Annotated in this window: 8 protein-coding genes; all 8 read left to right on the top strand. The window is 51.8% G+C overall.

The annotated features are described in order from the left end of the window. The first annotated feature begins 218 nt into the window (after positions 1-218). The 8 genes from I8J30_RS07405 (at position 219) to I8J30_RS07370 (ending at position 13,473) form a co-directional block, all read left to right on the top strand. Positions 219-1,832 (top strand): extracellular solute-binding protein, encoded by a 1,614-nt coding sequence (locus tag I8J30_RS07405; RefSeq protein WP_210656805.1) that lies wholly within the window; start codon positions 219-221, stop codon positions 1,830-1,832. 87 nt (positions 1,833-1,919) lie between these two features. Continuing rightward, positions 1,920-2,867 (top strand): ABC transporter permease, encoded by a 948-nt coding sequence (locus I8J30_RS07400; RefSeq protein ID WP_210656802.1) that lies wholly within the window; start codon positions 1,920-1,922, stop codon positions 2,865-2,867. 13 nt (positions 2,868-2,880) lie between these two features. Then, complete coding sequence (locus I8J30_RS07395; RefSeq protein WP_210656800.1) at positions 2,881-3,765, top strand: carbohydrate ABC transporter permease; 885 nt, start codon at positions 2,881-2,883, stop codon at positions 3,763-3,765. A gap of 36 nt (positions 3,766-3,801) precedes the next feature. Then, positions 3,802-5,085, top strand: coding sequence for a glycoside hydrolase family 140 protein (locus I8J30_RS07390; protein WP_210656798.1), 1,284 nt, complete (start codon positions 3,802-3,804; stop codon positions 5,083-5,085). 400 nt (positions 5,086-5,485) lie between these two features. After that, on the top strand, positions 5,486-5,629 hold the full coding sequence (locus I8J30_RS07385; protein ID WP_210656796.1) for a hypothetical protein: 144 nt from the start codon (positions 5,486-5,488) through the stop codon (positions 5,627-5,629). Positions 5,630-6,065: 436 nt separating this feature from the next. Further along, on the top strand, positions 6,066-6,965 hold the full coding sequence (locus I8J30_RS07380) for an AraC family transcriptional regulator (protein WP_210656794.1): 900 nt from the start codon (positions 6,066-6,068) through the stop codon (positions 6,963-6,965). A 109-nt stretch (positions 6,966-7,074) separates the two neighbouring features. Beyond that, on the top strand, positions 7,075-8,160 hold the full coding sequence (locus I8J30_RS07375; RefSeq protein ID WP_210656791.1) for a fatty acid desaturase family protein: 1,086 nt from the start codon (positions 7,075-7,077) through the stop codon (positions 8,158-8,160). Positions 8,161-8,532: 372 nt separating this feature from the next. After that, positions 8,533-13,473, top strand: coding sequence for a CehA/McbA family metallohydrolase (locus I8J30_RS07370; protein WP_210656789.1), 4,941 nt, complete (start codon positions 8,533-8,535; stop codon positions 13,471-13,473). Positions 13,474-13,546: the final 73 nt, after the last annotated feature.

The following is a 13,546-nucleotide window of genomic DNA, read 5'->3' as shown; positions in this document are numbered from 1 at the left end:
AGTTTCACGCTTATTCGTAGCCGTTCCACGGAAGAAAACATCAGTCGACAAGCGGGTTTCGAGTTATTGTATACAATACAAATACACATAAAATTATAATTGTATACATGATAAATATCTGGTAGTATAGCCTTGCGAACGCACCTTGTAAGCGCTTCAGATGCGAGCCGATCAAATCTCACAGATTGGCTTTGAGTGAATTAGGGGAGGGCTTGGGAATGGCAAAAAAGTTGTGGATAGCCTGTTTGGCACTCGTAATGGTTCTCGTTGTCGGTTGTTCATCGAATAATGGAGGAGATACGGGCACAAACAATGATTCGGACACAGCAGATTCTCAGGAAGCGATCACGTACACAATGGGGCGCAACATGAATCCAAACGACGAGAACGTAGCAAAGCTGGAAAAAAACACCGGAGAAAAACTTGCCGATAACCGCTGGACTCGATTGTTCAAAGATCAATTAAACATTTCCGTGGATTACAAAATGCTGTCCGACAGTACTTCTTACGATCAGAAGCTTAAGCTGGCGATGGCTTCCGGCGATCTTCCGGATATTTTCCAAGTCGGTCAAGCATCAGACATGCAGCAGCTGATGGAAGCGGGAGCCGTTGAAGAGATCGGTTCCATCTACGATGAGTATGCATCCGATTTATTGAAGAGCATCATCGAGAGCGAAACGAAGCGCGTGTTCGAGCCGGTTACGTTTGATGGCAAAATTTACGGCTTCCCAATCAAGATGCCTTCGACGAATGGCTACAGCCATCTGTGGATCCGGGAGGATTGGCTGAACAAGCTCGGTCTTGAACGTCCGAAAACAATCGAAGACGTCTACAATATCGCAACGGCATTCGTAAAGAATGATCCGGACGGCAACGGAAAAGCCGATACGCTCGGACTTGAAATCGATAGCGATTTCCGCTATAACCTGCAAGGCCTGTTCTGGGCTTATGACGCTTTCCCTCTCAACTGGATCGAGAAAGACGGCAAGGTGCAGCGCGGTATCGTGCAGCCGGAAATGAAAGAGCCCTTATCATTACTTCAGAAGATGTTTAAAGAAGGCTTGCTGGACAAGGAATTTGGTTCCAAAGACAACGGAAAAGCGATGGAATCCGTCGTAGCCGGAAAAACAGGCATGTTCTACGGTCCGCACTGGATGGCATTCACAGCAGAGAAGACACTTGCTAATGACAAGAATGCGAAGTGGATTACGGTGCCGCTTCCTACTAAATCCGGAGAGCCAGCAACAATTCCGTTGAAAATATCGGCCGACGGCTGGATGGTAATCAAGAAAGGAACTAAACATCCCGAGAACCTGATCAAGATGATGAACCTCTATGTGGAGCAGCTGTTTGGCGAAAGTCCCGATTATAATAAATGGTTCACCGCAGACGACGTTCAAGGCATCTGGTGGATGTCCCCTGTATACTCGCTCGATCCGATGATCGACCTTAAAGCGCATCAGGATATCAAGAAGGCGGTAGCCGACAATACGACCGACAGTTTGACCGGTTCCGGCAAAGGCTTCTACGATGCGATCAAACAAGGGAACTGGTCCATTAATATGATGTTCGGCCCCGGCGACACGCCGTTTAATTTCGTTGACAGCTCCTATCCGGACCAAGTCATGTGGGATGCTTATTTAGGCGCTCCGTCTCCAACGGAAGTCGCGCGCGGCAGCTCCATGGATGAGCTGCTCGTAACGACGCTTACAAGCATCATTCAAGGTAAGACCGAAGCCGAGAAAGGATTCGATGACATGGTCTCCAAGTGGAATTCGCTTGGCGGCGAACAAGTAACGGAAGAAATAAACGCGATGGTCGCCAAAAAATAAAGCTGCAATGATTCCGTGCAAGTGTCACCCCTAATGGTGGCGCTTGCACGGCTGTTTACAAAAAAAGGTATGGAATGAGGGTGTTCCATGGAATTAGCGACTGAAAAACCGGTTGAAACCGGCGGCGGCAAAAAGATTAATTACCGAAAAAAAAGAGAGCTTCCGCTGCACTTGATGCTTCTTCCGGGTCTAATTCTAATTGTGATATTTGCTTATATCCCGATGGTCGGGGTTTCGATTGCATTCCAAAACTTCATACCGCTCAAAGGTCTTTTCGGCGGTCAGAAGTGGACGGGTCTGGATAACATACAATACGTTTTTGCGATGCCAAACATTTGGAATGTGGTATGGAATACCATATTCATCGCGGTTATGAAGATCGTCGCAAATCTCCTCGTGCCCATCACTTTCGCGCTCTTGCTTAATGAGGTACGCAATATGCTGTTTAAGCGTACAACGCAGACGATCATTTATTTTCCTTATTTTCTGTCCTGGATTATATTGGGCGGCATTATGATCGATATATTGTCGCCTTCGGATGGCATCGTGAATTCGTTTCTGGGTTTATTCGGCGTAGATCCGATTTATTTTTTGGGCGAAAATTCGTGGTTTCCATTTACGATGGTCGCATCCGATGTTTGGAAAACATTCGGTTTCAATACGGTAATTTATCTGGCGGCGATTACGAGCATAGATCCTTCGCTCTATGAAGCGGCAGCAGTTGATGGAGCGGGAAGATGGAAACAAACCTGGCATGTCACGCTGCCTGGTATGCATATGATCATCATTCTACTCATGGTATTGAGTTTGGGGAGCGTTCTGGATGCCGGATTCGATCAAATTTTCAACCTCTACAGCCCGCAGGTCTATGAATCAGGGGATATCATCGACACGATGGTCTATCGGATGGGCTTGCTTCAGGCGCAATACGGCCCTTCTACAGCAGTCGGATTGTTGAAGTCGCTCGTATCTTTTGTGTTAATAGCCACCTCTTACTTGATCGCTTACCGTTTGTTTAAATACCGTCTCTTCTAAAGGAGGGAAGATCGTGCTTAACCGACAAACAAAAGGCCAGAAGCTGTTCAGCATTTTCAATTACGCCTTTCTTGCTCTAGTAGCTCTGTTGTGCATCATCCCCTTCGTCCATATTGTCGCGCTGTCCTTGAGCGATAATTCTGCGGTTGCCGGCGGACTTGTCCATCTTTGGCCGGTACGATTTACATTGGAGCCGTATCATTATGTGCTCGATCGACAGGCATTCTGGAGAGCTTTCGGCATCACGATCCAAAGGGCAACAATCGGCACTTTCATCAACGTTATCCTTGTCATTCTGATTGCTTATCCGTTATCCAAAAAAATCGAATCCTTTCGCATGCGTTCAACTTATGTATGGATTTTCTTTTTCACGATGCTCTTTAACGGCGGACTCATTCCAAACTACATCCTGATTAAGGAGCTTGGCATCATGGATACGATCTGGGCGCTGATTTTGCCCGGCGCCGTTACGGTTTTCAATATTATACTCATGCTCAATTTTTTCCGAGAGGTGCCGGAAGAGCTGGAGGATGCGGCTAATATTGACGGTGCCAGCCACTGGCGTACGCTCTGGCAAATTTATGTGCCGATTTCGATGCCTGCGATTGCAACCATCACGCTATTTTGCTTGGTCGGCCATTGGAATGCCTGGTTTGACGGCTTGATCTTTATGCGCAGCGCGGAGAACTACCCCCTTCAAAGTTATCTGCAGACGATCGTCGTAGAGTTCAATTTCCAGACGATGACAGCTACTGAAGCCGAACGGCTGGCGAAGCTAAATGACCGTTCCGTCAAAGGCGCGCAGATGATCGTAGCGGCTATTCCTATACTTCTGGTCTATCCGTTCCTGCAGAAATATTTTGTCAGCGGTATCCGGCTTGGCAGCGTAAAGGGGTAAGACGCGTTGATACAACGAATAGAGGAGGTGCAGGAAATGTCGGCGGTTCAGATCACGGACAATAAACGAATGCTTTCGCGCGGAGGCAAACCATTTTTCATGCTGGCAGATACGGTATGGAGCGTGTTCTCCAATGCGAGCATCGAGGAATGGGCGCAATACCTTCGCTATCGGAAATCGCAAAACTTCAATACGCTGCAAATCAGTATTCTTCCGGTGCTTCATGATGCCAGCAATACCTATACGGGTCTCTATCCTTATGAGCTGAATGAGGAGGGGAATTGGGATTTCTATCGCATCAACGATGCTTTCTTCGATAAAGCTGAGGCGATGGTGCGGATGGCTTATGAGATGGGCTTTGTACCGGCACTGGCTTTGCTTTGGAACAACTATGTTCCCGGAACTTGGGCGAATAAGCGAGTGCCGGAATTTACGATGCCGAAGGATGCAGTGGAACTGTATACCGCTTATGCCGTGAATCGGTTTGCCGCCTATCACCCCATGTATTATGTAAGCGGCGATACGGCGTTCGAGAACGAGGAAGTGAATGCTTACTTCTACATCGCCATGAAGAAGCTGAAGGAGCTGCAGCCAGAGGCGCTTACAGCACTGCATCCTGTAGGGAATTTCCACGAGCTTCCGGAGCTGTTCATGCAATCCGAATTGCTCGATCTATATATCTATCAATCCGGGCACAGGCTTGAGGAGCAGTTTGGAACCTACGAACTGGCTAAGAGCTTCCGAAGCAAGGCAATCGTACGCCCAATTATCAACGCTGAGCCTTGTTATGAAGGTCATGGACACGGTGACCGGTACGGAAGGTTTGGCGCCTTCGATCTGCGCAATGCCTTTTGGTCCAGCGTGCTTTCCGGGGCTAACGCAGGCTTCACCTATGGTGCGCATGGGGTCTGGTCGTGGCATAAGGAAGGATCGGATTTTACAAGCGAGAGTTGGTCCAAAATCCCGTTCGACAGGCAGACAGCGTTGCGTCTGCAGGGCGCATGGGATGTCGGATACGCCAAGTGGTTATTCGAACAGTATCGATTGCACGGGATCGAACCGCAGCAAGAGCTGCTGCTCACACCGTATTCCAGCATCCGTGTAGCGGCATTGCCTTCCCTTGAGAAAATCGTCATTTATTTGCCTTATAGTAACCATATTGTACTGGATGCGGATTTTACCGCCTATGAAGTTACTGTAATTACGCTCGAGGATCGCTATGTACATGTCCCGGATGTTACGGTTGCGGAAGGCAAAACGCGGATCGGTATGCTTCCAAGTCAATCCGATGCCCTTATTATAGCGACCGGCAGGAAATAAGCAGAGAGATTACGTGCAGCAGTCGCGGCAGCACCTTATAGGGGGCTGCCGTTTCTCATGCCGACGCTATGCGGGATTATGGAACGGCATGTCTGGTTAAAGCCGGCGATGAAGCCGAAGGCAGGGCCATGGGTGCGGCTGGCCAGCGGTCCGGCAAAATAGAGTCCGGGTATGCTGCTTTCAAAGTGCTCGCTTAAGAGAGGAAAGCCATGGAAGGGAGCGGGTTCCCGGAGGACGTCTCCGGAAAGCTCGGGCGCTAGGAATGGCACGTGATCCAAATTGATGCGGTAACCGGTGGCGCTGACCACATGGTCTACTGCGCGTGTCTCGCCACGGAAGGCTTCAGGAATAGGGCGACGCTGCCGCGTCTCGGCGTATTCCAGCGCTCCTGCTTCTCTTCGTGGGGCTGGCGTATTACGCATCCCGTGCCGGCGGCAGCAAGGATACGCACTGGTCCAAAGAGATGGCATCGCGGTTCCGCAAAGACCGGCTGCGCCATCATTTGCACGGTTTTATCGAAGGGCAGGGCTACCGCTTCAAGTAAGCCAAGCCGTAGCTGCTAAGACAACGACAGCGCCCATGCTCCATGGGCGCTCAGGCTGCCCGAGAGAGTCCGGGGCAGCCTATTTTTGGTCTATGCATCATGAACAAAACTTTAACGGTTGTCAGCGTGGCTATTTGATGAAAATAAGCCTTTTTTGAAATTCTAACGGTTGAAACTGAGGTTATTTGCAGCAAAGGGGTCGATTCGAGGCGGAAATCGTTCAAATAAGCTCGCTGGCAACCATTAGCCTATAAATAGAGTTTATTTATGCCAAATAACCGCTGTCACAACCGTTAGAGTTGGCAAGCGGCAAAGCATGCGCTCAACGCGGATCTAGGAGATATGAAGCGTTATCTCTGCTATATGCCGCGTTCAAGCTAATTGTAGCTTCTATTCCTTTAGCGTGTTTTAATAAGAATTGGGAGGGGATTCCGATATGGCGAATAAATCGGACTTCAAGAAACTGACCCGATTATTAAACGAATCTGCGGTTGAATTAATCGGCGAGGAGCTTGCTTTTAACGTGTATTATTGGGGCGCGATGCCGGAGCATTATGACAACCCACTCCATCGCCATTCGTACTTTGAAGTTTGTTATGTCACGGAAGGCGAAGGCTATTACTATGAATCCGATCGTGAATATCCGTTGCTTCAAGGAACGATGTTCTTCTCGAGGCCCGGCATGTGGCATCAAATTAAAAGCCGGACGGGGCTGGCTTTACTCTATGTGGCTTACGAAATTGATGAAGCCCGTTCTAAGAGAGAAGCAGTCGATCGTTATTTGCAGCTCCTTCACAATAATAGAATCGTCGTCGCGCAAGCAGAGGATTCGATAACGGCTCAAACCTGGCGGACCCTATTAGCCTTGTGCAAGCAAGATCATTACATGGTCAAGGAAGCGGTTCGCTGCTTTGCATGCGCATTATTGATTTCCTTCTATTCAGAGTTTTCTGAGTCGACGGAGTATGAGGATCTTCCCGACAAGCAGCAGGTGCCCGCTTATTTGCAGCGAGCCAAATTATTTATCGAAGATAACCTGACGCTATCGTTGAATCTGCAGCAATTATCCGGTTATTTGCATATTACGGAACGCCACTTATCGCGGCTGTTCGCTGAGAAAGTGGGTCAAACCTTCTCGCATTATGTGCAGGAACGAAGAGTGCAGAAGGCGATCGAATTGCTGCTTGAGACGGATTGGACAATCAGCCGAATCGCCGTGGAAACAGGGTTTGAGTCGATTCACTATTTTACGAGAGTATTCACTAGTAAGGTTGGTGTTCCGCCCGGTAAATTCCGCAGATCGCAGCTATCCGAAACCCCTTTCATTAACCGTTAAATGTCCGTATAGTGCAAACCGATGTCCGGTTAATTCAACGACAGTTCGGCCTTCTATCGTTATGATTTAAGTAAGCGCTATCATTAATCTTAACGAGGAGGTCAACACCATGGCGGCGAGCATGAGGGATTACAGTCTGACTGGACCGGAGAACAAGCTGGCACAGGAAAAAGGGCTGGCAACCGCTGATTGGTATAGCAGCCCAATTCCGCGTCAGCGCCTGAAAGAGCTTATGAAGCGCAAGGATGGGCCTGCTATTCGCGATACGATTATCATGTTTGCGTGGCTGATCGGCACCGGGCTGCTGGCTTATTATTTATGGGGAACCTGGTGGGCAATACCGGCGTTTGCCATTTACGGCATCAGCTATGCTTCAATGGCCGATTCGCGGTGGCATGAATGCGGTCATGGCACGGCGTTCAAGACGCCATGGATGAATGATGTGCTGTATCAAATCGCGTCCTTCATGGATTTAAGACCGCCGACGCCTTGGCGCTGGAGCCATGTGAGACACCATACGGATACGTACATCGTCGGTCGCGATCCGGAGATCGCAATGACCAGACCACCGGTATGGCGCATTCTTTTCGGAGAAATCATCCATATCTATGGCGGTAAAAGAGATCTCGCAAGCGTGATTACCCATTGCTTCGGAAGGCTTACTGCCACGGAGAAAGATTATGTTCCGGTCTCCGAATTGAGGAAAGCCGTTTGGATTTCGCGGATATGGACGCTGATTTTGCTTGGCTTCATTATTTGGTCGGTGCTAATCGGAAGCATCTTGCCGCTTATGTTTATCGGACTTCCAACCTTCTATGGACCCCTCTTGCTGTTGTTAGTCGGTGTGGCGCAGCATCTGGGCTTGCGCGAGGATGTGCTCGATCATCGCTTGAATACCCGTACGATCTATATCAATCCCTTCTTCCGTTTCCTCTACTGGAACATGAACTATCACATTGAGCATCACATGTTCCCTATGGTTCCCTATCATGCACTGCCCGCCTTGCACGAAGAACTAAAGTTCGACTACCCGGCTCCAAGCCCCAGTCTTTGGGCGGCTCTTAAAGAGGTCGTTGCAGCACTCTTGAAACAGAAGAAAGATCCTACTTATGTGGTGGATCGTCCTCTGCCGGCTACTGCAAATCCCTATTATTATGGTCCGCAAACCGAGAGTAACCAAGCCTCTAACCAATGAGCTAGGGTGATCGGATTAGCAATGATGAAGTAAGGAATGCATCGTTTTTCGTGCGAAGAAATAGGCCGTCCCCCGGGATTCAACCGGGGGACGGCCTTTTATTTACTAAATATCCATACTTCCATTTCATGGTCGACTATCCTCGTAATCCACTCCCTTAGTGGGTTCTACGTCGTTATGGAATTAATTAACCAATAGATTCCTTTCATTTCCGCAACAATTACTTCATGTATTGCGAACATCGGTCTAACAGACCGCGAGTAATATGAATCTTGCTTTATCCGTTGAAAACAAGATCAAGAGAGACATAAGGATGAATAAAGCGAGATAGGAAGAGAAGACAAAACCCGGGAAGGAAGTTTATTCAATCTCATGTGGAAGAAATGGCTTAATACTGGAATTGCTGCAACACTACTTTTTGGCATGCTGCCATACGGCAAATCGTTTGCCGCATTGGAAGGAAACGCCGGTACATCGACCGAAGCGCCGGCTTTTACGTACGAGAACGGGACGACCGGCAAGGACGTAAATGCCGGTGACAAGTATTACTACGTCCAGAACGACGAAGCTATCGCGGTCATTTCCAACAAAGTCGGGAATAACAATGCGCAAGGCTCTTTCAAGAAAGGCTGGCCCGTCGATTTCGTTTCCAAGGATCCGAAAGCCAACATGAAAGAAACGCTCGACTGGGCGGAGCTCGTTCTCAGTCCGACGATGAACAACAAGTATGCCCAAACGGGCTTGCAGCTGGATTTAAGCAATATCTCGGTTGACGGCGACTCTATCGTAGCGTCGGGACAGTGGGATAGTAATGCGAAAATCAAAAGCGCAGTGAAATACGAAATGCTCCCGAACGCACCGGTAATGAAAATGACGCTGACGCTGAACAACACGGACACGAAGGATTTCGCGGGTTATTTCCTTTATTCGCTTGATCCCGACGTGCCGGGTGCACAGGTTTCCTATGCGCCGGGGATTGGCTGGTATCCGGGCCTGCGGACCTCCGGTTGGAGCGAAAACTATATTTATGACGGTACAGATACCTCCTCGGGCGAGCCGGCCCATGCTATCGCATGGCTGGACAACCAGCCGACAGGGATTCACGGCAACGATATCTATTTCGGTGCCTGGTTTGACGCCAGTATGAAAGCCGGTGAGAGCAAGCAGATCACGTGGTATCACATGACGGAAATTCCATCCGAGCGCGGCAACGCGTACGATAATTTCTCCGCGTACGCTAAAGAGCTATCCGTGCTTGATCCCGCCGTGCCCGACTACAGCAAGGTCAGCGGCACGATGACGGACACGACGACGGGCAACGGCATTAAAGGCGTGACGCTTGTCGCTAAGAACATCAACGCGCAAGTGGCCGGTACCGTGACAACGGATTCCGCGGGTAAGTATGAATTATATCTACCGGCTAATACGTATACGCTGACGGCCTCAAGACCGGGCTACGAAGCGAAGTCCAGCTCTGTGGAAATCACGTCCGATTCGACGATACAATATCCGATGGACTATGCGATGAAGCCAATTTCCGTCAGCGCGGGAACCGGTGTTCACCTTCTCGGGCCGATGTCTGAAGGTTCCATGGATGACATCGTCCTGCAGAACTCGAAGGTTGCCATGGCGATTGCGAAGACGACCGTCGACTCGCAGTTGAAAAACTCGGTCGGCCGTCCATTGGATTTTACCGTGCAGGGCATGGAGGATGATCTGGACTGGATAAACCTGCCGTACCTGCGGAAGGGCGCCATGCCGACTACTAACCCGTGGGACGTCGAGACGGTCACGTCGACGAGCGTGGACGTGGGCAGCGTCACGCCGGATGAAGCGTCCGTCAAGGTGAAGGGCACGTACTCCGAGGTGCCGGGCATTGAGGTGGAGACGACCTATTCCGTCAAAGCGGGCAAACAATGGATCGATGCCGAGACCGTGTTCAAGAACACGACCGGTACGGACCTGACGGCTTTTGCCGGCGATGCGCTCGATCATGATGGACCGGGCACGATCTCGTATGTGCCGGGCGTTGGTCAATTGCCTACGCTGGACACCTATACGCCGTCCTCTCCTTGGTTCGCCCAATACGGCACGTCCGGACAGGAATACGGCATTATTTATGACAGCAGCTTCAGCGGCTTCACAGTCTTCGGTAACAACACCTACGTCATAAGCGAGAAGCAAATCACGGTTCCGGCCGGCGGTGAGTTCCGCATGCTTCGCCATCTCGTAGCGGTAGGCACGGAAGGGCTCGTGGACAAGAGCACAGCGATGAACAACGTCTACGACGATCTGATCAGCGAGCAGACGGGCATTCGCATGGACCTTGCGACAGATAAGAACAATCTGGAGACGGGCGATACGTTCACAGCGACGCTGACGGTGACGAACGAATCGGAGCAACCGGTGTCCGGCCTTGCCGTTAACCTGAAGCTGCCGGCGAACCTCACGACTACGGACGTGCTGGCGCAGCCGATCCCGGACATCCCGGCGCATGGCGCTCAGTCCGTATCGTGGAACCTGAGCGCAAGCAGCGGTGGGCACGGCAACCTGGAGGTCGACATCGACAAGGACGGCGCGGCGTATACCGTCAAGACCGAGCAGGTCTTCGTGAATGGTCCCGGCTGGTATGCCGGCGACAACCACACGCACAGCCGATACAGCGACGGCAGCGGTTCAATCAATGACAACGCAACGGTCGCGCGCAACAAAGGATTGGACTTCCTGACGGCAACGGATCATAACTCCATTAAGCAGAAGGACGATGTTCTGAAGGAGAACCGTCCCGACTTCGTTGAGCTGCTCGGCGAGGAAGTGACGACGGGCACCGGGCACTCGCTCGCGTACGATATCTCGAGCCTCATTAACTGGGCGCAGCCGACGCAGGATTATATTAATGAGACACGCGCAAACAACGACGGCCAAGGGATGCATTTCATTGCCCATCCGTACTATCCGGGCCTGGAATGGGAAGACTGGAGCGTCAAAAATTACAACGGCATCGAGGTCTGGAACGGCTTCTATCCGCCGAAGCATACGGTTAACGCCCAGGCGTTCGCCAAGTGGGATGAATTGAACAAGCAAGGCAGGCATATCATCGGGCTTGCCAACTCCGATGCCCATAACCCGGGCAAGGTCGGCGATCCGCATATCAAAGCGTACATGGACAAGCTGTCCAAAGAAGACGTCTACAAAGCGATTCGTTCCGGCATGCTGTATGGAACGAACGGAGACATCGACCTTGCCATCACCGTTAATGACAAACCGATCGGTTCCGACGTCACCGTTGACCCAGCCGGAGGCGAGGCGACGATTACGCTCAGCGGATCCGCACCGGGCGGGTTAACTGCCGCACGTCTAATCAAGAACGGAACGGTAGTGCAAGAGTTCAAGTCACTGACCGGTACGAGCTGGACGCAAACGGTGCAGGATAACGCTGTGCCCGGTGACTTCTACCGGATGGAACTCGAAGGCACCGGCGGCAAATTCGCGTTCTCGAACCCGATCTGGGTGACGGATGGCGTGAACGTACCGCAAAGCATGAGCTTCGAGCAGCCGAATCCGAAGCTGCTGGAGAGCCAAACGGCCGTTCTTAATGTGAACGGCACTTACATCGACAAGACGACGCTGGCGTTGTCCGCAACAGGCAAGCTGGTGTTCGAAAGCAGTGACCCGAGTACGGCCTCGGTCGACAATAATGGCAAACTGACGGCTGTTAAGCCGGGACAAGCGGTCGTGACCGTTTCCTTCGGCAACCTGGAGATCCATACGACGGTTACCGTCGAGGCGAATCAAGCGCCGGTCGGCCAGGTGGGCTCGTATACGACGACTGTCGGTCATCCGGTGGACGGCGTGCTTTCCGCTGCTGACGCGAATGGCGACCAGTTGACGTACCAAATTGCGACCCAAGGGACGAAAGGCGTCGCAACCGTAACGGACCCGGCGAATGGCACATTCACGTATGTGACTAACGAAGGCGCGCAGCCGGGAACGGACAGCTTCACGTTCACGGCAAGCGACGGAAAACTGACGTCGGCTGAGACGACGGTGACGATTACGATTAACGAAGAAGCGCCTACGAATACCGCGCCTGTGGCGGAGGATGGCAGCTTCGAGACGAACCAGGACGCAGCGCTTACGGACGTCACGCTGTCCGCGGCTGATCCGGACGAAGGCGACACGCTGACATATACCATCGTCACGAATGGCGAAAAGGGTTCTGCGGCTATTGTCGACCCGGCGACGGGAAGCTTCACATATACACCGCAAGCCGGCGTATCGGGAACGGACCATTTCACGTTTAAAGTTAACGATGGTCACATGGACTCGAACACGGCTACGGTGACCATCACGATCAAGCCGGGTAACCATCTGCCGGTCGCGGAGAACATCGCAGTCAATACGACGACAGGCGTCGCCATCGACGTGACGCTGAAGGGTACGGACGCGGACGGAGATCCGTTGACTTACGCAATCGTTGATAACGGAACCAAAGGCAACGCCGTCATCGCGGATCCAGCGGTCGGCAAAGCGGTCTATACCCCTTCGGCTGACGTTCAGACGGAATCGACGGATACATTCACGTATCAAGTCAGTGACGGTAAGGGAACATCCACGAAGGCGACCGTTACAGTGTCCATCAAACCGCCTGGCCCGGGGCATCCAAGCGAACCAACGTCACCGACAACTCCGCAGCAGCCGAGCAAGCCGGAAGAGCCGGCCAATCCGCCTGTGGAACCGCCGGTGACAAGCGATCCTACCCCTTCGAAGCCGGTCGACCAGATCTTCGGCGACGTTAAGGAAAGCTGGGCGAAGGGTTTCATTCAACAAGCTGTCGACAGCGGTCTGATCAATGGTTTCCCGGACGGCTCCTTTAAGCCAAACCAAGCGATTACGCGAGTCGAGTTCCTGGCCGTCCTCGTCAGGGCGATGGGCTATGGGGATGCCGGCGCGGCGCTGCCGTTCAAGGATTTGGCGAATGCCCCGGGTTGGATGACAGACACGGTAGGCAAGGCGATTAAAGCCGGTGTCGTAACCGGCTACAACGACAATACGTTCCGTCCTAACCAGCCGCTGAGCCGGGCTGAGATGATCGCTTTGCTCGCGAGAGCGATGGGGCTGGTTGCTGACGGCACGACGTCGACATTCGCCGATGCCGCTTCGATTCCGACTTGGGCGCGCAGCCTGGCGGAGCAGTTAAAGCAGCAAGGCATCATCGAAGGTCGCGGCGACGGTAATTTCGTGCCGGATGCGATCTCGACGCGGGCTGAGGCCGTCAAGGTCATCATGTCCGCCCTGCAAGTGATCAAATAATAGCATTCATCGGTCCGGGAATACGGAATACTCCGTATTCCCGGCTGTTTCTTAGCCGGAAGGAGCTTGTTAT

Origin of the sequence: Paenibacillus lignilyticus, assembly GCF_017942085.1 — a bacterium.
Classification (GTDB): domain Bacteria; phylum Bacillota; class Bacilli; order Paenibacillales; family Paenibacillaceae; genus Paenibacillus_Z; species Paenibacillus_Z lignilyticus.
This window is presented reverse-complemented; position numbering and strand designations above follow the sequence as displayed.